Here is a 22,510-nt window from a genome sequence, read left to right as displayed (position 1 = left end):
TGTATGCTGATCGATCGCCTCTTCGCTTCCGCCATCTGCAGCTTCGCGCGCGTGCTTACGGGCGTGCGCGCACGCTGGTTCGCCGCCCCCGACCCCAGCAAGCTGCGCGTCTATTATCCCAACCACCGCAGCCATGGCGATTTCGTGCTGGTCTGGAGTATGCTGCCGCGCTTGATGCGCAAGCAGACGCGCCCCGTGGCCGGAGCCGATTACTGGCTCAAGGGCGCGCTGCGCCGCTACGTCATCAACCGCGTCTTCCGCGGTGTGCTGGTGGACCGGCAAGCCGGGCGCAGCGCCGACCCTATCGGTGTGATGGGCCAGGTGCTGGCCGCTGGCGAATCGCTGATCCTGTTCCCGGAAGGCACGCGCAACCTCGACGATGGCCTACTACCGTTCAAGAGTGGCCTGTACCACCTGGCCTGCGCCCACCCGGAAGTCGAATTGGTGCCGGTGTGGATAGAAAACCTGGGGCGCGCCATGCCCAAGGGCCACCTGGTGCCGCTGCCCCTGCTGTGTACCTTGAGCTTCGGCGAACCGCTGATGCTGCAAGCCGGTGAAAGCAAGGAGCAATTCCTGACCCGAGCCCGGGAAGCCCTGCTCAAACTCGCCCCCATCGCCGAATGAACCTGCCGGAATCGATCATGAATCCCCAAACTACCTTAATCGCCCTCTTCGCCGGCGTATTTGCCGTGCTCGCCCTGGCCAGCGCGATCGGCGGCCTGCTGCGCTGGCGCCTGGCCGGGCGCAACAGTAGCGTGGTCGACAATCTGAATGCTCGCATCAAGGCCTGGTGGTGGATGATCGGCGCACTGGCGCTGGCATTCTGGATGGGCAAGACCGGTGTGGTGGTGCTGTTTGCCTTCATTTCACTGCAGGCGCTGCGCGAATTCATCTCGGTGACCTACACCCGCGTGGGGGATCATCGCGCCCTGCTCTGGTGTTTCTTTGTGTTCCTGCCGCTGCAATATGTGTTGATCTGGATGGACTGGTATGGCCTGTTCTCCATCCTGATCCCGGTCTACGCCTTCCTGCTGCTGCCGATCTCGGCCTCGCTGTCGGCCGATACCAAGCATTTCCTGGAGCGAGCAGCCAAGGTGCAATGGGGATTGATGATCTGCGTGTACTGCATCTCGCATGTGCCGGCCCTGTTGACGCTGTCCATTCCCGGCTTCCAGGGACGCAATCTGCAATTGATCGTGTTCCTGGTGCTCACCGTGCAGTCCAGCGATGTCTTCCAATATGTATGGGGCAAGCTGTTCGGCAAGCGCAAGCTGGCGCCGCAGATTTCACCGTCCAAGACGCTGGAAGGACTGGTCGGCGGTGTGCTGACTTCCACAGCGGTCGGCGCGGCGCTGCACTGGATCACGCCCTTCAACGTCTGGCAGGCGGCCTTGGTGGCGCTGACCATCAACATCCTGGGCTTCTTCGGGGGCTTCGTGCTGTCCGCGATCAAGCGTGACCGCGGACTCAAAGACTGGGGCGCCATGATCGAAGGTCATGGCGGGATGCTGGACCGGGTCGATTCGATCAGCTTTTCGGCCCCGATCTTCTTCCACATCCTGCGTTATTGGTGGGTGCCCTGAGCCAAGCGGCGCACCGACCTCAACGCACGGGCATGATCCGACGCGCAAATGCCAGCAGGATCAAGGCCAGCGCCGCCAGCCCCAGCCACTGTCCGGTGGACTCGAAGGCCCCGGAGACCAGCGCCAGCGGGGCATCCTTGCCGGTAAAGCCGATGATGGCCGCCAGCAGCACGCCCACCAGGCTTTCCCCCACGATCAGGCCGGAGGCCACCAGGATGCCGCGCTGACGCGGCTTGTCGGCGTAGGCCTCGAAGTCGGCACCGGCTGCCTGGGCGCGACGACGCAGGACGCGTTCGATCAGCCAACCCAGCAACGCGCCCAGGAACAGAGCGCTGCTGACCATCGGTGGCAGATAGATGCCGATGCCCACAGCCAGCACCGGCAGGCGCGCCACGCCGCCACGGCGGGCCAGCAACCAGTCGATCACGATGAGCACGATGCCCAGCGCCACGCCCACGCCCAACATGGTCCAGTTCAGTTCACGGGTGAAAATGCCGGTGGCAATGGCGGTCATCAGCGTGGCCTGTGGTGCCGCCAGGGCCTGAGCCGCATCCATACCGGCGCGCGGCAATGCGCCAGTGAAGCCATAGGCGTGATAGAGCAGGTTGAGCACCGGAGGAATGATCAGCGCACCGACCACGCATCCCACCAGCAGCGCCACCTGTTGCCGCCAGGGGGTGGCACCGACCAGTTGGCCGGTCTTGAGGTCTTGCAGGTTGTCATTGGCAATGGCTGCCACCGCGATGATGGCGGCGGTCACGAACAGCGCCACGGCGATGGCCAGCTTGCTGCCCTCGGGGGTGGCCAGCAGCGGATCGACCGCGCCCGAGACCAGCAACAGCACCGACACCAGGATCACGGCCACGATGCCGATGCCCGAAATCGGGCTGGAGGATGAACCGATCAGGCCGGCCATGTAACCGCAGGCCGCCGCCACCAGGAAGCCGAACACGAAGGCAAATACCACCGCATAGACCACCAGTCCGATGAACAGCCCCGGCGAGACCGGCGCGCCGGACAGGAAGGAGGCGAACACCACTGCCAGCAGCGCAATCATGCCCAGGCTGATGACGATGATCCAGCGCGGCGACAAGTCCTGGTCGGTGCGCTCGGTGCTGCCCTGCTGACGTCGCGCCAGCGTCGACAGCGAAGCCTTGACGCCATCAAGCATGGGCTTGAAGAGGGTCGCCAGGGTCCAGATCGCGGCCACGCCGATCATGCCGGCGCCGATGAAGCGCACCTGGCTTTTCCACAGGCCATTGGCGAAGTCTGAAAGGGCCAGGTCCGGTGCGTGCGCGGTGACTGCCGTCAGGTAAGGCACGGCCACGCCCCAGGCGAGTACCAGGCCGATCAGGATGGCGATGCCGGAGACGATGCCAATCATGTAGCCCGCCCCCACCAGCGCCAGAGAAAAGCCCATGGTCAGACGTACCACCGAGGCGCCGGCGGTGAGCCACAGGCTGATGCTCTCGGAAAAAAGCTTCAGTCCGCTGGAAATCAAACTGAAGACTGCTGCCAAGCTACCGCCAAACAGGATGTCGCGCAGGCCGCGCCGTGTTTCCTCGCCGCCCCCGGCGTCGGCACTGCCCACGCGCAGGATTTCGGCCGCCGCCACGCCTTCCGGGTAGGGCAGCGCGCTTTGTACCACCATCACGCGGCGCAGCGGGATGGAAAACATCACCCCCAACATGCCGCCGGCGGCACAGATGCCCAGCGTCTGCAGGAAGGGAAAGCCCTGCCAGTGGCCCATCATCACTAGCCCGGGCAGGATGAAGATGATCGAAGACAAGGTGCCGGCTGCCGAGGCCTGGGTCTGCACCATGTTGTTTTCCAGGATATTGGCATTGTTGAACAGGCGCAGCACCTCCATCGAGATCACGGCGGCCGGAATGGCCGAAGAAAAAGTCAGCCCGACCTTGAGGCCGAGATAGACGTTGGAGGCCGTAAAGACCACCGTAATGAGCGCGCCCAGCAGCATTCCGCGCAGGGTCAGTTCCGGCAGGCCGGCGTGGTTGTCGTTTTTCATATCGGTAAAGGGTTCGATCCATTTGGATGCGTTCTTATACCGCAAGAATTGCCTGACGACCATCGGACAATGGCGCTTTTTTTCAGCGCGAAAGAGAGCGCCGGCGAGCTTTGCTATGATGGCCACCCACCCTCCTGGAGCCTGAAGATGCGCCGCCTTCGTCCTGCCATGCTCTGCCTGTCGTTGGCCTGCCTGTGCCTGGCGGCCTGTTCGCCACGCTACAACTGGCGCCAGGCCAGCGACAACGGCGCCCATTTCATGGTGCTGCTGCCGGCCAAGCCCGCTAGCGTGACGCGCCCGATCGACCTCGATGGCCCCAGGGTGGACATGAGCATGACCGCTGCCGAGGTCGACGGCCTGACCTTCGCCGTGGGCAGTGCCGAACTGCCCGATCCCGCCGCCGCCATGCGGGCGCTGGAAACCATGCGCACGGCCCTGTTGAACAACATCGCCGGCCAACCCCAGGGCACACCTACCTGGCCTGGCCAGACCACGGTTTTTGCCCGCACGATCGACCTGGACGCCCGCGGCCTGTCGCGCGGGCGGCCGCTGCGGCTGGTGGCACGGCTGGCCGTGCGCGAGCGACGGGTTTATCAGATTCTCATCGTGGGAGATGAAAAAGCCTTCAAGGAGGAAAACATTGAAACCTTTTTCAGCTCTTTCAAACCAATCTGAGCGGGGCCGAGCCGGGTGACAAGATTCCGGCTGCCGGGGTATTCTTGTGCTACCCGTCACTCCAAACGGGTATTCCCGCAGAAATGCGGATGCAATCCGCAGCGCATTTCCAACATAGCCCGGTCGACCCGGCCGCGCCCAAAAAACGTTTTCACTTCAAAGATCCTGAGGAAATATGCTGATCACCTTCAAATCAAAAGCGGCTGCCGATGTGGTGATGTACGAGTCGCACGCCAAACCCATCTTGGACCTGCTGCACAAGGACGTCGCCCGCGGCGTAATCACCGCCACCGAGGCTGGTGAAGCCATCGCCGTGCTGGAACAGCAGATCAACGCCAGCAAGTCGCACGAAGCGGCCGAAGCCCTGGCACGTGACGTCAACGCTCACCACAACGGCGAGGTCGATGACCACAAGCACGAAAAGATCGAACCTGTGAGCTTCTCGGCACGTGCCTATCCGTTGCTGGACATGCTGCGCGAAGCCAAGAAGGGCAATCACGACATTCTGTGGGGCGTCTGAAAGACCTGCGCCCCCCGGCCTGAAACAAGACGGCTGCCGCGATCATCCACCGCGGCAGCCGTTTTGTTTTTGTGCCCCGGCATTGGCCGCTGGTACACTGGCGGCCCGCGCCCCTTGCGTCGACCATTGCTGTGCCGCAACACGGGTGCTGTCCTACCTTCCAGAGCTAGCCAAGACGTGATCCAGATTTCTCTCCTCCCTGCCGGCGTGAAGGCCGATTCCCTGGCCTACCAGTTGGCCTATGCCGCCCAGGCGGTGGCTGCGGTACGCGCCGGTCAGGCACTGCCACAGGCGCTGGCCCAGATTTTCGCGCGCAGCGATGCGCCGCCGCCGGCCCGCGGCGCCATCCAGGACCTGAGCTACCGCGCCATGCGCCATCTGGGCCTCACCGACAGCCTCTTGAGCCTGCTGGCCAACAAGCCGCCCCAGCCGGAGGTATTGCACGGTCTGCTGGTAACCGCCCTGGCGTTGCTGGTGGATGAACAGGATGCCGGCTACGACAGCTTTACCGTGGTCGACCAGGCCGTGCAGGCGGCGGCCATCAGCCAGGAAATGAATTTCGCCAAGGGCGTGGTCAACGCCATCCTGCGCCGCTACCTGCGCGAGCGCGTGTCGTTGATGCCGCAAGCCAGCAAGACCCCGCCCGGCACCTGGAATTACCCGACCTGGTGGATCGACCGCCTCAAGGGCGCTTATCCCGAGCAATGGCAAGCCATCCTGCTGGCCGGCAACCAGCCGCCGCCGCTCACCTTGCGCGTGAACCGCCGCCGTGCCAGCGTCGAGCAATACCTGGCCACGCTGCAGGGGGCCGGCATCGGCGCGCGCGCCGTCGGCCCCTACGCGGTGCGACTGGACAAGCCGGTGCCGGTGCAACAGATTCCCGGCTTTGCCGAGGGCGTGGTGTCGGTGCAGGATGCCGCCGCCCAACTGGCCGCGCCGCTGCTGGACGTGGCCGATGGGATGCGCGTGCTGGACGCCTGCGCCGCCCCCGGCGGCAAGACCGGCCACCTGCTGGAACTGGCCGATCTGGAACTGCAGGCACTGGACCACGATGCCCGCCGCCTGCAGCGCATCGCCGAGAACCTCGAGCGCTTGCAGCTCAAAGCGCGCCTGACCGCTGGCGACGCCCGCGAGGATGGCTGGTGGGATGGCCAGCCGTTTGACCGCATCCTGGCCGACGTCCCCTGCACCGCCTCGGGCATCGTGCGGCGTCACCCGGATATCCGCTGGCTGCGCCGCAAGACCGATACCGCGCAGCTTGCAACACTTTCCTCGCAAATTTTGGACAAGCTTTGGCAGATGCTGCGACCGGATGGTAAATTGCTGCTCGTAACCTGCTCGCTGTGGCCCCAGGAATCGGAGCAGCAAGCGATCGCCTTCGCGCAGAAAAACCATGCCATCCGGCTGCCCGCTCCAGGTCAACTGTTGCCGACCGCCAGTGACAATGCCGATCACGATGGCCTGTTCTATGCGCTGTTCCAAAAACCTGGTGCATGAATTTGACGCAATCGGTCCCTCTCCCCACTCCCGCTCGCAGCCTGCATCTTGGCTGTGGACGGCTACTGCGCGCCATGCTGCGCTGGCTGCTGGTGCTGCTGGCCTTGACTACGCTGTTGACCGGCTCGGCCGCGCAGGCCGCTGAAATCACGGTCAACCAGGCCAGCATCGAAGCCAGCGATGAAGGCTACCGGCTCTCGGTCTCGTATGACTTCGATCTCAATCGCGGCTTGGAAGATGCGCTCTCACGCGGTGTGCCGCTGTATTTCACCACCGAAGTCCAACTGACCCGGCGGCGCTGGTACTGGTTCGACGAAACCAGCGTCTCCTCCACGCGCACCCTGCGGCTGTCCTATAACGTGCTGACCCGGCAATACCACACCGCCATCAGCGGCCAGTTGCAGCAGAGCTTCACCAACCTGGACGACGCCCTGACGCTGATCCGTCGCCCGCCGCGCTGGATCATCGCCGACAACAACACGCTCAAGGCTGGCGAAATCTATCATGTCGGCCTGCGGATGCGGCTGGACGTGGCGCTGCTGCCCAAGCCCTTCCAGGTCAATGCGCTCAACAACAGCGACTGGCGCCTGTCCTCCGACTGGATTGAATTCAACTACAAACCCGAATGAGCCGCACCTTACGCTATCTGCTGGTGGTCGGCGGGGGCGTGATCAGCATCCTGCTCTTCCTGCTGGCCTCGGCTTCCGAAAACTCCGCCCTCTTCGAGCAACACTATCCCTGGCTGCTGTTCTTGAACGGCCTGGCCGCCATCTCGCTGCTGGGCCTGGTGCTGCTGCTGCTGGGGCGGCTCTACAAGCGCTACCGGCGCGGCAAGTTCGGCTCCAAGCTGCTGGCGCGGCTGGTGCTGATGTTTGCGCTGGTGGGCATCGTGCCGGGGGCAGTGATCTACCTGATGTCGGTGCAGTTCGTCTCGCGCTCCATCGAATCCTGGTTCGACGTGCGCATGGAAGCCGCGCTCGAATCCGGCCTGAACCTGGGCCGCAATGCGCTCGATTCGTCGCTCTCTGACCTGGTCTCGCGTGCCCGCGGCATGGCCCAGGAGCTCTCCGACATGAGCGACTCGGAACAGGTGACCTACCTGTCACGCCAGCGCGACCAGAACATGGAAATCACCATCGTCAACGCCAATGGCCAGGTGATGGGGACGGTGGGCGGCTCGATCGGCTCGCTCACCCCTACCCTGCCCAGCCCCCAGGCCACGCGCCAGGCGCGGGTCTCACGGGCCTTTTCGGCGGTGGAAAGCGATGACACGCGACCGCCCAATGGTGAATCCGATTCCGATGGCAACCTGCGACTGCACGTGGTGGTGCTGATCCCGGCGCCCAGCCGCGGCATGTCGCTGCAAAACGAGACGCGCTATCTGCAGATCCTGCAGCCGGTGCCGGATTACCTGGCCAGCAATGCCGAGACGCTACGGCTGGCCTACAACGAATACCAGCAGCGCTCTGTCTCGCGCTCGGGCCTGCGCAAGATCTACCTGGTGACGCTGACCCTGACGCTGCTGCTGGCCATCTTCGCCGCCATTGCCAGCGCCTTCCTGATCGCCAGCGACCTGGCCAAGCCACTCTTGCTCTTGGCCGAAGGCACCAAGGCAGTGGCCGAGGGCAATCTGTCACCGCGGCCCATCGTCAGTACCTCCGACGAACTGGGCACGCTCACGCAATCCTTCAACACCATGACGCGCCAGTTGCTGGAGGCGCGCACCTCGGTGGAAAAAAACCGCGCCGAGCTGGAAAACGCCAAGGCCTACCTGGAATCGGTGCTGGCCAACATGTCGGCCGGGGTGATGGTGCTGGATGGGCACTTCAACATCGTCAGCGCCAATGATTCGGTGCGCCGCATCCTAGGCTACGACTTCTCGGCCAACATCGGCACGCCCCTGCAGACCATCGACAGCCAGGCGCCGTTTGCCCAGGCCATCATCCGCGCCTTCTCCGAACAACTGGCCCAGCACAGCAGCGACGGTGCCGATGGTCTGCACTGGCAACGCCAGTTCGAATTGTCACGCCAGCCCGGCGCGGTGCTAGAGGCCAACGATGAGCAAGGCGGCAAGCCCGACCATGACAAGCTGACCTTGCTGGCACGCGGCTCGCACCTGCCGGTGGAAAATGGCGTGGGTTACGTGGTGGTGTTCGATGACATCAGCAACGTCATCTCAGCCCAGCGTTCGATCGCCTGGGGCGAAGTGGCACGCCGCCTGGCCCACGAAATCAAGAACCCGCTGACCCCCATCCAGCTCTCGGCCGAACGCCTGCAACATCGCCTGGCCGACAAGCTCATGCCGGCCGACGCCGCCATTCTGGACAAGGGCACCACCACCATCGTCAACCAGGTCACGGCCATGAAGCGCATGGTCGACGACTTCCGCGACTACGCCAAGACCCCGCCGGCCAAGCCGGTGGCGCTGGACCTGAACGCCCTGATCGAGGAAATCCTCAACCTCTACCTGGCCGGCGATGGCCGCGACGTGATCCATGCGCGCCTGGCACCGGAGATGAGCAAGGTCATGGGCGACGCCACCCAGATGCGCCAGGTCATCCACAACCTGCTGCAAAATGCCCAGGACGCAGTCACCGATGATGGCCAGCAAGCCCCCCGCATCGACGTGCTGACCGAGCAGATCGACATTGCCGGCACCAATGGGCAGCGCCAACCCGCCGTGCGGCTGTCCATCATGGATAACGGCCCCGGTTTTTCGCCCACCATCCTGGCGCGTGCCTTCGAACCCTACGTCACGTCCAAGGCCCGCGGCACCGGTCTGGGACTGGCCATGGTCAAGAAAATCGTCGAGGAACACGGCGGCCGCATCGATATCCAGAATCGTACCGATGGGAGAGGCGCAAAAATTGTAATTTTGCTGGTAAAGTTAGCACCTATTGATTAAGAGACAGTTTTCTCTGGAAAACGTCGACAGGCTCAAGATTCGAATGCACCACACCGGCAGGGATCGGCAGTTCATCAAGGTAGACTCGCTAACGCCGCGTCGAGCCTACCGGCCCGGAACAAGATCGAAAACTTGGACAATGAACTAGCAGCGAGGAAAGCAGCACATGGCTAACATCCTGGTCGTCGATGACGAAATGGGTATCCGCGAATTGCTCTCAGAAATTCTGGGCGATGAAGGACATGTCGTGACCACTGCGGAAAACGCGCAGCAGGCACGCGAGCTTCGCCAGGCCGGCGTCCCCGACCTCGTATTGCTCGATATCTGGATGCCCGACACCGATGGCGTAACGCTGCTGAAGGAATGGCAGCGCGATGGCCTGTTGACGATGCCGGTCATCATGATGTCCGGCCACGCCACCATCGACACCGCCGTCGAAGCCACCCGCATCGGTGCCCTGAACTTCCTGGAAAAGCCGATCGCCCTGCAAAAGCTGCTCAAGGCCGTCCAGCAAGGCCTGTCGCACAGCCGCGAAGCGGTGCGCCCGGCCAGCTACCGCCCGGCCCCGGTGGCAGCGGTCGCCAATGGCGCCACCGATGGCCTGCATGTGGAACACGTCACCCCGGCGACCACCTACGCCCCCGCCCTGGGCGGCGAAGCGCTGCATCAGGGCGCCCCGGCAGCGGCGCCCTTCGGCCAGGTGGCCGACAATGCCGCCAACATCTCCTTCGACCTGCCGCTGCGCGAAGCGCGCGATGCCTTCGAGCGCGCCTACTTCGAATACCATCTGGTGCGCGAAAACGGCAGCATGACCCGCGTGGCCGAACGTACCGGCCTGGAGCGCACCCACCTCTACCGCAAGCTCAAGCAACTGGGCGTGGAACCAGGCAAGCTGGCGCGCAAGAATCACTGAAACTCGCCATGCGGGCCCACCAGCCAGGAGCAAAAGAAACGGGATCGCAACGCGGTCCCGTTTCTTTTGGTAGGCTCTATCGTATTGTATTGGCATGACAGCGCCGCCCATGGGGATGTGGCGGCGTCAGAAATTTCCTGATGTTCTTTTCGCTCCGACAGCGGCATTCTGAACCCATGGCAAGGCTTGCTCGTCCGCAATATCCAAGATGAACTTCCGCGGCGGCTTGTCATCTACTTTTGGCTGGCAGGAGCTGCCTGGCGGCAAAAAAGCAGCAAAACGTTGGCAATTCATCCAGGCAACATGGCCGGCATCAAAGTTTTGTGGCCAGGCTGCCGTAACCAGACTCAGGAGCGCAAGCGACGCGGCGTTCCCCGAGGGAGCTGTATCGAAGTAGCAGAAATGCACCAAGGGCGCGGCCCAAGTGAAGGGTCTTGAAATTTACAGTGAAGGCGCCACTTCCTTTTCGAAGCAGTATTCCAGCATAAGGAGTCACTATGAACCTGATCTACAACAGTGAGCAGTACAGCGTCGTCGAATTCGGTGCCGACACCGACCACGAAGCCCTACGCTTCGGCGGCTACGAGATCATGGACAAGTCCGGCCAACGTGAAATCTACATCGATGGCCCGGCCGCCGAACTGTTCCGCAAGGACGTCCAGGAGTTGATCGCGTCCGAGCCGACCATGGAAGACATCGACAACTTCCTGAGCCGCTATGACGTGATGATGCGCCATCCCATGACCTTGCACTGATCCGGTCCTGCCAGCCCAACGAGGCCACAGCGCCGCGCCCACCGCGCGGCGCTTTTTTTTGGTCAGCTTGCCATCGGACAGCCGGGTGCGCCGTCCTTTAAAATGGCGCTTTGCCGCCCTGCCCTCTTTTTTCGTGAATTCCTCGCCCATCCGCAGCGCCCAGACCGGCGTGCATGACCAACTGAGCGCCCTAGTCGCGCGCCACGCCCACCCGGCCCATCCTTTTCGCAAACCCGTGACCGACTACAACCTGCGCGCCTTCGAGGCCAGCATGGCGGCCTGGGGCGCGGCGGGCGAGCCGCCCCTGATCCTCGACACCGGCTGCGGCGTGGGCCTGTCCACCCTGCACCTGGCGGCGCAATACCCGGATCACTTCGTCATCGGCATCGACCAGTCGGCCGACCGTCTGGCCCGCCATACCCACTGGGATGGCCCGGAACCGGACAACCTGTGCTTCGTGCGCGCCGACCTGGTCGACTACTGGCGCCTGGCGCAACAAGCCGGCCTGCGCCCGGCGCAACACTACCTGCTCTACCCCAACCCCTGGCCCAAGATCGGCCACCTGGCCCGACGCTGGCATGGCCATGCGGTGTTTCCCTTCATCTTGTCACTCGGTGGACGGCTGGAATGCCGCAGTAACTGGCGTATCTATGTAGAAGAATTCATATCGGCCCTGAACCAGCTCACCGGACGCAGTATCCAGGCCGAACCCTGGCTACCCGCCACCCCCATCACCCCCTTCGAGCGCAAATACCTGGCTTCCGGCCATGCGCTATGGCGTTGCGTGGTCGATCTCGATGACGGGGCCACCGCATGAACCTGGCCGTCATTGCCCTGGTCCTAACTGCCGCCCTGCTGCACGCGTCCTGGAACGCGCTCCTCAAAAGCAGCCACGACCGCCTGGCCTCGCTGTCGCTCATGACCCTGGGCGCCGGCCTGGGCGCGATCCCGCTGGTGCTGTGGCGACCGCTGCCGCAGGTCGATAGCTGGTGCTACATCCTGCTCTCGGGTCTCTTGCACACCGGCTACAACCTGTTCCTGATCCGCGCCTACCGCATCGGCGACTTCGGCCAATCCTATCCGATTGCACGCGGCTCCTCACCGCTGCTGGTGGCGCTGGGGGCGGCCCTGTTCGCCGGCGAGCAACTGGGCATCTACACGGTCATCGGCATTACGCTGGTGTCGGTGGGCATCGTCAGCCTGGCTGACCTGCGCGCCATGCGCCGTCGCCAACACCTGTCTGCCCCGCTGGCGGCCTTGGCCACCGGCGCCTTCATCGCCGCCTACACCATCACCGATGGCATCGGCGCGCGCCTGGCAGGCGACGCCATCGCCTATGCCGGCTGGCTGTTCCTGGCCGACAGCTTTGCCCTGGCCGTGATCTACCACTACCAGCATGGCCGCTCGCCAGTGGTGCTGTCGCACAAGGAAACCTGGATCGGGTTGGGCGGCGGCCTCATGTCGCTGCTGGCCTATGGCATCGTGATCTGGGCCGTGACGCTGGCGCCCATGGGCATGGTCTCGGCGCTGCGCGAAACCTCGGTGCTGTTTGCGCTCTTGATCGGTACCTTGTTCCTCGGTGAGAAGCTCACCTTGCGACGGGTGCTGTCCTGCCTGGTGATTGCGGCCGGCGCCATCGTGCTGGGGGCGCATCACTGAGACGGCGCGGCTGCAGAAATGAAAAACGCCGGGAATGATCCCGGCGTTTTTCATTGATGCTTACAACACCTTGCGCAGGAAATCGCGCGTGCGCTCATGCACCGGTTCGCCCAGCACCTGCTGCGGCGGTCCCTCTTCCATGATGACGCCCTGGTCGATGAAGAAGACACGATCCGAGACTTCACGGGCAAAGCCCATCTCGTGCGTCACCACCACCATGGTCATGCCTTCCTCGGCCAACTGCTTCATCACGCTCAGCACTTCGCCTACCAGTTCCGGGTCCAGCGCCGAGGTCGGTTCGTCGAACAGCATTACCTTCGGTTCCATGGCCAGCGCGCGGGCAATGGCCACGCGCTGCTGCTGGCCGCCCGAGAGCTGGTTGGGGAAGGCATCGATCTTGTCCAGCAAGCCCACCTTCTGCAACAGCTTCTCGGCCACCAACACGGCCTGGCGGCGCGACATCTTCTTGACCTGCATGGGCGCCATGATCAGGTTTTCCAGCACCGTCATGTGCGGGAACAGGTTGAAGCGCTGGAACACCATGCCCAGCTCGGCGCGCAAGGCGTTCAGATCGACCTTGGGATCATTGAGCTTGACGCCTTCGATGAAGATATCGCCATCGCTGACCTCTTCCAGACCATTGAGGCAGCGCAGGAAGGTACTCTTGCCCGAGCCGGAGGGGCCGATCACGCACACCACTTCACGCGCGCGAATCTCGCAATCGATGCCGCGCAGGATGTGCGCCTGGCCGAAGCGTTTCTGCAGTTGATTGACCTTGATCATCGTACTCATCGTGCATCTCCCTTGCCGTAACGCGCTTCCAGATGGCGCACCAGCGCCGACAGCGCCAGCGTGATGACCCAGTAGATCACCGAGATGGTCAGATACGGCTCCCAGTAACGCGCATAGGCGCCGGAAACAGTGCGCGCCGCATAGGCCAGTTCAGCCAGGCCGATGGCCGAGGCCAGCGAAGAATCCTTGACGATGGCAATGGCATTGTTGCCCAGCGGCGGCAACATGCGACGGAAGGCCTGCGGCAGCACCACGCGGCGCAAGGTCGCCATGTAGCTCATGCCCAGCGAGCGCGAGGCTTCGCTCTGGCCACGGTCGATGGACTGGATGCCGGCGCGGAAGATTTCCGACACATAGGCACCCGAGTTGAGCGTGATGGCCAGCACCGCCGAAGCAAACGCGCCATAGTGCGAGCGGATTTCACGCGCCAGGTCACCCGAGAGGATCAGGCCGCCACTGGGGTTGATCAGCATCGGCATGAGCGCAAAGTGGATCAGCAGGATCTGCACGAACAAGGGCGTGCCGCGCAGAAAGCTGACGTAGAAGCGGATCGGCCACTGCACGCAGTAGCGCAGGAAATATTTCCAGAAACCATGGCGTGCCTCGGCCAGGCGGCCCACGCCCAGCACCAGGCCCCAGCAGGTGCCGGCAATCACGCAGATGATCGCGGCCTTCAAGGTCATCCAGGTGCCTTCGACGAACAGCGGCAGGTATTCGCCGATGATTTCCCATTGGAAGAAGGGATGCATGATGAGTCCGTTCAAACGGAGGTGTTGAAAAAACGGTCGAGCAAGAACAAGCAGGCGGAACCAGCGGGACGGGCCCACGGCACCCTGCCCGCCAGGGGCATGGGCCGTGCGCCGGAGAGAGGCTTACTTCAGCGGCAGGGTCGGCACTTCGCCGTCGAACCAGGTCTTATAGATCTTGGCATAGGTGCCATCGGCGACGATCTGCTTCAGGCCGGCATTGATCTTGTCCAGCAGTTCCTTGTTGCCCTTCTTGACGGCGATGCCGAAGTACTGGCGCACGAACTTGCTGTCGCCCACCACCTTGAACTGTTTCTCGGGATGGCTCTTGATGTAGAACTTGATCACGCCCACGTCACCCACAGCCGCATCGACGCCACCGCGATACAGTTCTTCCAGCATCAGCACGGTATTGTCGAAGCGGTGAATGGCGGTGCTGGCCTTGCCCAGTTCTTCGGAGACCACGATGTCACCGGCAGTGGAATTGACCACGGCCACCTGGCTCTTCTTCAGGTCAGCCAGCGCGGTGATCTTGGCGTCGGCATTGGTGATGATGACTTGCTCGGCCGGGAAATAAGGCAGCGAGAAATCGACCATCTGCGAGCGCTTGTCGGTGATGGTGATGCCGGAGATGATGATGTCGCGGTCACCCTGGCCCAAGGTGGCGAAGATGCCTTCCCAGGGGGTGCTGACCAGCTGGATCTTGAAGTTGGAAGCCTTGGAGATGGCCTTGATCAGGTCGATGTCGAAGCCCACCAGTTCCTTCTTGGGGGTTTCGAATTCGAAGGGACGGTAGGTACCGCCAGCGCCGACCACATAAGTCTGGTCAGCCGCCAGGGTGGTGCCGGCAGCACAGGACAGGGCCAGCGCGCTGGCGGCGATGGTGAATAATTTCTTGATCGACATGATGCCTTCTTTCAGAGGATGGAAATGAACCCGGGGCTGGCGGCGGGTGCCTGGCCCGGATCTGCCCGGTGGACAAGCGTTTCCTGGCAGACGGGAATCACGCGGCGGCAAGCCGCGCCAGTGCGCCAGAAACGAAAAACCCTGAATAATCCGGCATTGGCTGCAATCCTTCAACCTCAAATTGCAAGCCTGTGGCAATCGCTCTAAAAAAATCAGTAATTTTCAAACCTTGCCCCAAGCTTGCCATCAAGGCTGGCGGATCAGGGTCGATTTGCCGAACAGGCTTTCCACCAGGTCCACCACCAGCTCGGCGGTCTGGTTGCGCACGTCGCAGGCCGGGTTGAGCTCCATGATGTCCAGCGAAGCGAGACGTCCGGTGTCGGCGATCATCTCCATGCACAACTGCGCTTCCCGGTAGGTGGGACCGCCCGGCACGGCCGTGCCCACGCCCGGCGCCAGCGCCGCATCGAGGAAATCGACATCGAAGCTCACATGCAGATGGGTATCGGCATCCAGGCCGGCCAGCGCCTCTTCCATGGTCTGCCGCATCCCGTGTTCATCGATGTGGCGCATGTCATAGACGCGCACGCCGAGTTCGCGCAGGTGGCGTTTTTCTTCCCTATCGACGCTGCGGATGCCCACCTGGCAGATCTGCTGCGGCTGCAAGGCCGGCGTCTGGCCGCCGATGGTCGTCAACGCCTGCGGGCCCACGCCCAACAGGCAAGCCACCGGCATCCCGTGGATATTGCCGGTCGGGGTGGACTGGCTGGTATTGGCATCGGCATGGGCATCCAGCCACAGCACGCGCAGTGGCTTGCCGTGGCGGCGGCAATGTGCTGCCACGGCAGCGATCGAGCCCACCGCCAGCGCATGGTCGCCACCCATCAGCAGCGGCACTTCGCCCTGTGCCAGGCTGGAGGCCACCGCCTCGAACACCGCCTGGTTCCACTGCACCACCTGCTCCAGGTGGCGCAAACCCTGCACCGGCGGCTGCTGCGGATTGGCCGGGCCGCCCAGGTCGCCGCCATCGATCACTTCCACGCCATGCTGCTGCAAACCGCGCTGCAATTCGGCCACGCGCAAGGCGGCCGGTCCCATCGAAGCGCCACGACGGCTGGCGCCTACGTCGGTGGGGGCACCCATCATCCTGATCTTGTTCATGTGCTTGCTGCTCCTTGCTAAAAGTGATGGTGAACGATACTGCACCCATGCCCGCCACGCTACGGCCCTGGCTCTTCGATGCGGCCTGGCGATATGAATTCCTTCGGCATTTTGCAGCCACCAAGAAAAATGCCGTTCAGCGACACACTGAACGGCATTGTTCACGCAGGACATGCAACGGTCAGATCTCGACCTTGGTCCCCAGCTCCACCACCCGGTTGGCCGGGATGTGGAAGAAGTCCGACGGCTTGGCGCCGTTCTGGTACATCCAGGCGAAGATGCGTTCGCGCCACAGCGACATGCCCAAGAGCTTGCTCGGCACCACGGTGTCGCGCGCCAGGAAGAAGGAAGTATCCATCAGGTCGAAGTGATGACCGAACTGTTGCTCGGTCAAGGTCATGACCTTCTGCACTTCCGGTGCCTCCTTGAAGCCGAAGGCGGCACGCAGCAGGTAGATGTCGCCGCCCAGGTCCTTCATGGTCAGGCGCTCGCTATCGGCCACATAGGGCACGTCCCAGATGCTGATCTTCAGGAAGAACACGCGCTCATGCAGGATACGGTTGTGCTTCAGGTTGTGCAGCAGCGCCACCGGCACGGTGGCGATATTGCCGGTCATGAAGACGGCGGTGCCGCCCACGCGATGCGGCGGATGCGCCAGCAGACCTTCGATGAAGGGCTCGATGGGAATACCGTCATCCTTGATGCGCATACGCAGCAGCATCCGGCCCGAATACCAGGTCATCAACAGGAAGAAGGCGGCGCCGCCGATGACCAACGGGAACCAGCCGCCTTCGGTCAACTTCAACAGGTTGGCCGCAAAGAAGGCCAGGTCCACCACCAGCAGGAAGGTGATGGTCACCACCAGCGCCGAATTGCGCCACTTCCAGATATGCCGCATGACCACCCCCAGCAGCATGGTAGTGATCACCATGGTGGTGGTCACGGCCACCCCGTAGGCGGCGGCCAGGTTGTCGGATTTCTTGAAAGCCAGCACCACGGCCACCACCAGCACCAGCAGCATCCAGTTGATGAGCGGGATGTAGATCTGGCCCTGTTCATCCTCGGAGGTATGCAAGATGCGCATCCGTGGCACGAAGCCCAGCAGGATGGCCTGGCTGGTCAGCGAGAAGGCGCCGGAAATCACCGCCTGCGAGGCAATGACGGTCGCGCAGGTGGCCAGCAGCACCATGGGCAGCACCAGCGGCTCGGGGATCATCAGGTAGAAAGGATTGGCAATGGCCTTCGGATTGGCGATCAGGTTGGCGCCCTGGCCGAAGTAATTGATCAGCAGCGAGGGCATGACCGTAAAGAGCCACGCATAACGGATCGGCTTGATGCCGAAGTGCCCCATGTCGGCATACAGCGCCTCGGCCCCGGTCAGCACCAGCACCACCGAGCCCAGCACGATGAAGGCCTGCAGCGAGTGCTCGGCCATGAAATGCACGGCGTAATAGGGATTGATCGCCACCAGCACTTCCGGCGCCTTGACGATGTTGTACAGGCCCAGCAGCGCCAGCGAGAAGAACCACAGGAACATCACCGGCCCGAAGAAGCGCCCCACCACGCTGGTGCCGTGGCGCTGGATCAGGAACAGCACCACCACGATCACCAGGGTCAGCGGAATGACCACGTGCGCGGTGGACGGCGCGGCGATTTCCAGCCCCTCCACCGCCGAGAGCACCGAGATGGCCGGGGTGATGACCACGTCGCCATAGAACATGCAGGCACCGAACACGCCCAGCATCAACAACAGCTTGGCCCGTGGCGAACCCGAGACGGCTGAACGCAGCGACAAGGCCATCAAGGCCAGCACGCCGCCTTCGCCGTTGTTATCGGCGCGCAGCACGAACATCACATACTTGATGGTGACCACGATGGTGATGGCCCAGAACAGCATGGAGATGATGCCCAGCACCGCGCCCGGGGAAAAGGCGATGCCGTGGTCGGGGCTGAAACATTCCTTCAAGGCGTACAACGGACTGGTACCGATATCGCCAAACACCACGCCCAGCGCCGCCAGGGTAATCACGTGGAATTTGCGGGACCGGAGGGAAAGGCTTGGATTGGTGTGAGATGAACTCATCTTGCTCCCTTTGCTTCTTCAAATGAGTGCCGGCGGACAGCGATCCGGGATCAGCATGGACCTCTAGGCAAAGAGGTCCGACCACCGTCCGGGCAGGAGGCGTACTTTATCGCACTCTACCCGTGGTGCGCTCAAAATGCCGCTGACGTCATCCTGACGTTGCGTGGCCGCCTCTTGCTTCACGTGCAGAACTTGACAGCCGGGCAAGGACGCGGTTGCGGAATCGTCCTTGCGAAAAATCCTTCATTTCGGCTGCAGCCCACGGTAGACAAGGCTTTGCCGCCCATACGCAAGCTGCATATGGATATGCGGTAATCGAATTTTTCTTTCTGCCCGGCCCTTTATATACTCCGAACGAATAAAGAACCGCAATTTCTCTATTCAACGGTTCTAAGCCACTTCCTGCCGGACCCTCCACGGGATTTGCTGTACCGGCCTCCACCGCACAGGACACCATGACCACCAAACTCTCTGCCAAGGGGCGCCTGCGGCGTCTGTTGACCACTACTGTGGCCGTATCACTGCTGGGCGCGCCGCTAGTGGCGCGTGCCGAAGGTCAGCTACGCATCGCCGAGCAGTTCGGCATCGTCTACCTGCTCTTGAACGTGGCGCAGGACCAGCAACTGATCGAAAAGCATGGCAAGGCCGCGGGTGTCGATATCAAGGTCCAGTGGCTCAAGCTCTCCGGCGGCTCGGCCGTCAATGACGCCTTGCTGTCGGGCTCGGTCGATATCGCCGGTGCCGGCGTGGGGCCGCTCTTGACCATCTGGGACCGCACCCGTGGCCGCCAGAACGTGCGCGGCGTAGCCTCGCTGGGCAACTTCCCCTACTACCTGGTGAGCAACAATCCCAAGGTCAAGACCATTGCCGACTTCAGCGACAAGGACCGCATCGCCTTGCCCGCCGTGGGGGTGTCGGTGCAGTCGCGCGTGCTGCAACTGGCCTCGGCCAAGCTGTGGGGCGATGCCCAGTACAACCGCCTGGACAAGATCAGCATCGCGGTGCCGCACCCGGATGCGACGGCAGCCATCATCAGCGGCGGCACCGAAATCACCGGCCACTTCGGCAACCCGCCGTTCCAGGAACAGGAGCTGGCCGGCAATTCCAATGCCCATATCGTGCTCAACGTCCTATGACGTGCTGGGCGGCCCCTCTTCGGCCACGGTACTGTACGCCACCGAGAAATTCCGCCAGGACAACCCCAAGACCTATGGCGCCTTCCTGGGCGCACTCGATGAAGCTGCCCGCTTCATCGCCGCCAACCCGGAGAAGGCCGCTGACATCTATCTCAAGGTCAGCCAGGGCAATACCGACCGCAAGCTGCTGCTGCAGATCATCAAGAACCCGGAAGTGCAATTCAAGATCGCCCCGCAGAATACCTATGGCCTGGCCGAGTTCATGCACCGGGTGGGCGCCATCAAGAATAAACCGGCCTCGGTGAAGGATTATTTCTTCGATGATGTGCACATCCAGGGGGGAAGCTGAGATGCCCTCCTTGCGTAAATCATATAAATCATTTGCGGCATTGCTGGCCAGCCTGATCACCCTAGGTAGCGCAGCCAACGCCCATGCCGAAGGCAGCATCCGCATCGCCCAGCAGTTCGGCATCGGCTACCTGATCCTGGACGTGGTGCAAGACCAGAAGCTGATCGAAAAATACGGCAAGCAGGAAGGCCTGGACATCAAGGTCGAATGGACCAGCCTGTCCGGTGCCACCGGTATGAACGAGGCGTTGCTGGCCGGCGCCCTGGACGTGGTGTCGGCCGGCGCGCCACCGGCCCTGGTGCTGTGGGACCGCACGCGCGGCCGGCAGAACGTCAAGGCCATCGCCTCGCTGGGCTCCATGCCCAACTACCTGCTCTCCAACAATCCCCAGGTCAAGAGCATCAAGGATTTCAGCGACAAGGACCGCATTGCGGTACCGGCTGCCGGCGTAGGATTCCAGTCGCGCACGCTGCAGATTGAGACTGCCAAGGTCTATGGCAAGGCCGACTTCAAGCGCTTCGACCGCATCACGGTCAGTCTGTCGCATCCCGATGCCACGGCGGCCCTGATCGCCGGCGGTTCCGAGATCAACGCCCACTTCTCCAGCCCGCCCTTCCAGTACCAGGCGCTGGAACACAAGAACGTGCACAAGGTCATCAGCTCCTACGACATCCTGGGCGGCCCGGCCACTTTCAACGTGCTCTACACCACCCAGAAATTCCACGACGACAATCCCAAGACCTACCTGGCGTTCTACCAGGCGCTGGTGGAAGCGGCCGAATTCGTACGCAATAACAGGGACAAGGCGGCCGATACCTTTATCCGCGTGCAAAAGTCCAAGTTGTCGCCGCAATTCGTGCGACGCATCGTCGAGGACCCGGAAATCAACTTCACCGTCTCTCCCGAACGCAGCTTCGTCTATGCCGAGAAACTGTATGAACTGGGCATCCTGAAGAACCGCGCCAGTTCCTGGAAAGATTATTTCTTCGAGGAAGCCTATGCACAACCCGGCAGTTGAAACCGCCAGCGTCAGTGCAGCGGCGGCCTTCCAACCCTTGCTGCAGGTCCAACACGTGAGCCTGCAATACCGCAGTGCCACGGCGGTGGTACAGGCCACCCACGACGTCAGCTTCGATGTTCATACGGCCGATCGCTTCGTGCTGCTCGGACCTTCCGGCTGTGGCAAGTCCAGCCTGTTGAAATCGGTGGCCGGATTCCTGCCGCCGGCGGCCGGTGACATCCGTCTGGACGGACAGATGGTGCGGCAACCTGGACCGGACCGCATCGTGGTATTCCAGGAATTCGACCAGTTGCCACCCTGGAAGACGGTATTGCACAACGTGATGTTCCCGCTACTGGCCTCGCGCACCCTGGGCAAGCGCGAAGCCGCCGAACGCGCCCGCCACTATCTGGACAAGGTCGGCCTGGCGCACTTTGCGAACGCCTATCCGCATACCCTGTCGGGCGGCATGAAGGCGCGTGTGGCCATTGCCCGCGCCCTGGCCATGCAATCCAAGATGCTGCTGATGGATGAACCCTTCGCCGCGCTCGATGCGCTGACCCGGCGCAAGATGCAGGAAGAATTGCTGGCGCTGTGGGAGGAGGTGCGCTTCACGCTGCTCTTCGTGACCCACTCGATCGAAGAAGCGCTGGTGGTGGGCAACCGCATCCTCTTGCTCTCGCCCCATCCGGGCCGCGTGCGTGCCGAGATCAACAGCCACCAGTACGACCTGGGCAGCCTGGGCGGCGTGGGCTTCCAGCAGACTGCGCAGCGCATCCATCGCCTGCTGTTCGAAGACGGCGAGGGCAGTGCCGCGCCGGCGCCGCAACCTGCCATCAACTTCAGCGACGTCCGCTTCTCCTACTGAACTACTGAACTACTAAACATTGCCATGCCCCAGACGCCCCCGATCCGCGACGAATACGAAATCCCGCTCACACCCCTGCCCGGTCTGGTCCTGCAACGTCAATTCTCGCTGCCACAGCGCATCTGGCAACAGGGCTGGGTGCGCAAGGGCGCCATCTTGCTGTTGCTGGCGCTGGTATGGGAAGGCGTGGCGCGCTGGCAGAACAATGACCTGTTGCTGCCAACCTTCCTGCAGACGGCGCAGGCCTTCGTCGATGGCATCCGGAGTGGCGAACTGTTCGGCAAGACCTGGCTCTCGCTGCAGGTGCTGATGAAGGCCTATGTCCTGGGCATCGTGGCGGCCTTCGTGCTGACCACGCTGGCGGTATCCAGCCAATTCGGGCGAGACCTGCTGGGCACGCTGACCTCGATGTTCAATCCGCTGCCGGCCATTGCCCTCTTGCCCATCGCGCTGCTGTGGTTCGGACTGGGTCAGGGCAGCCTGATCTTCGTGCTGGTGCATTCGGTATTGTGGGCGCTGGCGGTCAATACCTATGCGGGATTCCTGGGGGTGTCGGACACCCTGCGCATGGCCGGGCGCAACTATGGCCTGCACGGCCTGCGCTTCGTGCTGCAGGTACTGGTGCCGGCGGCCCTGCCCTCGATCCTGGCCGGTCTGCGCATCGGCTGGGCCTTCGCCTGGCGCACGCTGATCGCCGCCGAGCTGGTCTTCGGCGCCACCAGCGGCCAGGGCGGACTGGGCTGGTACATCTTCCAGAACCGCAACGAGCTCTACACCGACAAGGTCTTCGCCGGGCTGGCGATGGTCATCCTCATCGGTCTGCTGGTGGAAAACCTGGTCTTCAATACGCTGGAACGGGTGACCGTGAAGAAGTGGGGAATGCAGCGCTGAGGAGCCACACTAAAAAGTAGGCCGGAAAAGCAGCGCCACCAATCC

General features: G+C 62.8%; 21 protein-coding genes and 1 pseudogene. 15 read left to right on the top strand and 7 right to left on the bottom strand.

Annotation, left to right across the window (positions count from 1 at the left end; genetic code table 11):
• Nucleotides 1–3 precede the first annotated feature (3 nt).
• Both RC54_RS00450 and RC54_RS00445 read left to right on the top strand, forming a co-directional pair.
• On the top strand, nucleotides 4–624 hold the full coding sequence (locus RC54_RS00450; RefSeq protein ID WP_082685950.1) for a lysophospholipid acyltransferase family protein: 621 nt from the start codon (nucleotides 4–6) through the stop codon (nucleotides 622–624).
• Between the two features lie 17 nt (nucleotides 625–641).
• The gene (locus RC54_RS00445) at nucleotides 642–1,583 is read left to right on the top strand and encodes a phosphatidate cytidylyltransferase (protein WP_373281445.1); all 942 of its coding nucleotides are present in this window, start codon (nucleotides 642–644) and stop codon (nucleotides 1,581–1,583) included.
• A gap of 19 nt (nucleotides 1,584–1,602) precedes the next feature.
• On the opposite strand, the gene RC54_RS00440 is transcribed toward RC54_RS00445, so the two are convergent.
• The gene (locus RC54_RS00440; RefSeq protein WP_061789900.1) at nucleotides 1,603–3,609 is read right to left on the bottom strand and encodes an OPT family oligopeptide transporter; all 2,007 of its coding nucleotides are present in this window, start codon (nucleotides 3,607–3,609) and stop codon (nucleotides 1,603–1,605) included.
• Nucleotides 3,610–3,756: 147 nt separating this feature from the next.
• Here RC54_RS00440 and RC54_RS00435 point away from each other — a divergent pair, with 147 nt between their 5' ends.
• The 9 genes from RC54_RS00435 (at nucleotide 3,757) to RC54_RS00395 (ending at nucleotide 12,533) form a co-directional block, all read left to right on the top strand.
• Nucleotides 3,757–4,284 carry a hypothetical protein gene (locus tag RC54_RS00435; RefSeq protein WP_061789863.1) on the top strand — a complete coding sequence of 176 codons (528 nt, stop codon included), beginning with the start codon at nucleotides 3,757–3,759 and terminating at the stop codon, nucleotides 4,282–4,284.
• A 175-nt stretch (nucleotides 4,285–4,459) separates the two neighbouring features.
• The gene (locus RC54_RS00430; protein WP_061789864.1) at nucleotides 4,460–4,804 is read left to right on the top strand and encodes a DUF1840 domain-containing protein; all 345 of its coding nucleotides are present in this window, start codon (nucleotides 4,460–4,462) and stop codon (nucleotides 4,802–4,804) included.
• A 177-nt stretch (nucleotides 4,805–4,981) separates the two neighbouring features.
• The gene (rsmB, locus tag RC54_RS00425; RefSeq protein ID WP_208652668.1) at nucleotides 4,982–6,301 is read left to right on the top strand and encodes a 16S rRNA (cytosine(967)-C(5))-methyltransferase RsmB; all 1,320 of its coding nucleotides are present in this window, start codon (nucleotides 4,982–4,984) and stop codon (nucleotides 6,299–6,301) included.
• A complete protein-coding gene (locus tag RC54_RS00420) occupies nucleotides 6,298–6,930 on the top strand; it encodes a DUF4390 domain-containing protein (RefSeq protein ID WP_373281446.1) in 633 nt (210 codons plus the stop codon). The genes rsmB and RC54_RS00420 overlap by 4 nt, the downstream gene beginning before the upstream one ends.
• Nucleotides 6,927–9,206, top strand: coding sequence for a sensor histidine kinase (locus RC54_RS00415; RefSeq protein ID WP_061789867.1), 2,280 nt, complete (start codon nucleotides 6,927–6,929; stop codon nucleotides 9,204–9,206). Before RC54_RS00420 ends, RC54_RS00415 begins: the two co-directional genes overlap by 4 nt.
• Before the next feature lie 166 nt (nucleotides 9,207–9,372).
• The gene (locus RC54_RS00410; protein ID WP_017452657.1) at nucleotides 9,373–10,119 is read left to right on the top strand and encodes a response regulator; all 747 of its coding nucleotides are present in this window, start codon (nucleotides 9,373–9,375) and stop codon (nucleotides 10,117–10,119) included.
• A 497-nt stretch (nucleotides 10,120–10,616) separates the two neighbouring features.
• On the top strand, nucleotides 10,617–10,874 hold the full coding sequence (locus RC54_RS00405; protein ID WP_006713246.1) for a BTH_I0359 family protein: 258 nt from the start codon (nucleotides 10,617–10,619) through the stop codon (nucleotides 10,872–10,874).
• A 133-nt stretch (nucleotides 10,875–11,007) separates the two neighbouring features.
• The gene (gene trmB / locus RC54_RS00400) at nucleotides 11,008–11,691 is read left to right on the top strand and encodes a tRNA (guanine(46)-N(7))-methyltransferase TrmB (protein WP_061789868.1); all 684 of its coding nucleotides are present in this window, start codon (nucleotides 11,008–11,010) and stop codon (nucleotides 11,689–11,691) included.
• Entirely contained in the window at nucleotides 11,688–12,533 is an 846-nt protein-coding gene (locus RC54_RS00395; protein ID WP_061789869.1) for a DMT family transporter, read from the top strand. The genes trmB and RC54_RS00395 overlap by 4 nt, the downstream gene beginning before the upstream one ends.
• A gap of 60 nt (nucleotides 12,534–12,593) precedes the next feature.
• Here the strand turns inward: RC54_RS00395 and RC54_RS00390 are convergent, their stop codons facing one another.
• From RC54_RS00390 to RC54_RS00370, 6 genes are all read right to left on the bottom strand, one after another.
• A complete protein-coding gene (locus RC54_RS00390; protein ID WP_017452660.1) occupies nucleotides 12,594–13,316 on the bottom strand; it encodes an amino acid ABC transporter ATP-binding protein in 723 nt (240 codons plus the stop codon).
• A gap of 5 nt (nucleotides 13,317–13,321) precedes the next feature.
• Nucleotides 13,322–14,074 carry an amino acid ABC transporter permease gene (locus RC54_RS00385; RefSeq protein ID WP_058893848.1) on the bottom strand — a complete coding sequence of 251 codons (753 nt, stop codon included), beginning with the start codon at nucleotides 14,072–14,074 and terminating at the stop codon, nucleotides 13,322–13,324.
• A 123-nt stretch (nucleotides 14,075–14,197) separates the two neighbouring features.
• Nucleotides 14,198–14,977 carry a basic amino acid ABC transporter substrate-binding protein gene (locus RC54_RS00380; protein ID WP_058893847.1) on the bottom strand — a complete coding sequence of 260 codons (780 nt, stop codon included), beginning with the start codon at nucleotides 14,975–14,977 and terminating at the stop codon, nucleotides 14,198–14,200.
• A gap of 97 nt (nucleotides 14,978–15,074) precedes the next feature.
• On the bottom strand, nucleotides 15,075–15,224 hold the full coding sequence (locus RC54_RS24960; protein WP_156481311.1) for a hypothetical protein: 150 nt from the start codon (nucleotides 15,222–15,224) through the stop codon (nucleotides 15,075–15,077).
• The gene (rocF, locus tag RC54_RS00375) at nucleotides 15,224–16,138 is read right to left on the bottom strand and encodes an arginase (protein WP_058893846.1); all 915 of its coding nucleotides are present in this window, start codon (nucleotides 16,136–16,138) and stop codon (nucleotides 15,224–15,226) included. The genes RC54_RS24960 and rocF overlap by 1 nt, the downstream gene beginning before the upstream one ends.
• A 181-nt stretch (nucleotides 16,139–16,319) precedes the next feature.
• A complete protein-coding gene (locus tag RC54_RS00370; RefSeq protein WP_061789870.1) occupies nucleotides 16,320–18,221 on the bottom strand; it encodes a potassium transporter Kup in 1,902 nt (633 codons plus the stop codon).
• 455 nt (nucleotides 18,222–18,676) lie between these two features.
• Here RC54_RS00370 and RC54_RS00365 point away from each other — a divergent pair.
• The 4 genes and pseudogenes from RC54_RS00365 (at nucleotide 18,677) to RC54_RS00350 (ending at nucleotide 22,465) form a co-directional block, all read left to right on the top strand.
• Nucleotides 18,677–19,706: pseudogene (locus RC54_RS00365) on the top strand (ABC transporter substrate-binding protein).
• Between the two features lies 1 nt (nucleotide 19,707).
• Nucleotides 19,708–20,724: an ABC transporter substrate-binding protein gene (locus tag RC54_RS00360; protein WP_061789871.1), complete on the top strand. Its 1,017-nt coding sequence runs from the start codon at nucleotides 19,708–19,710 to the stop codon at nucleotides 20,722–20,724.
• A complete protein-coding gene (locus tag RC54_RS00355) occupies nucleotides 20,705–21,574 on the top strand; it encodes an ABC transporter ATP-binding protein (protein WP_061789872.1) in 870 nt (289 codons plus the stop codon). Before RC54_RS00360 ends, RC54_RS00355 begins: the two co-directional genes overlap by 20 nt.
• A 24-nt stretch (nucleotides 21,575–21,598) precedes the next feature.
• Nucleotides 21,599–22,465 (top strand): ABC transporter permease, encoded by an 867-nt coding sequence (locus tag RC54_RS00350; RefSeq protein WP_058893841.1) that lies wholly within the window; start codon nucleotides 21,599–21,601, stop codon nucleotides 22,463–22,465.
• Nucleotides 22,466–22,510: the final 45 nt, after the last annotated feature.

This window comes from Herbaspirillum rubrisubalbicans (genome assembly GCF_003719195.1).
In the GTDB taxonomy this organism is placed as follows: Bacteria; Pseudomonadota; Gammaproteobacteria; order Burkholderiales; family Burkholderiaceae_D; genus Herbaspirillum; species Herbaspirillum rubrisubalbicans.
Note: the sequence above shows the minus strand (reverse complement) of the source record. Positions and strands in the feature narration are given on the sequence as shown.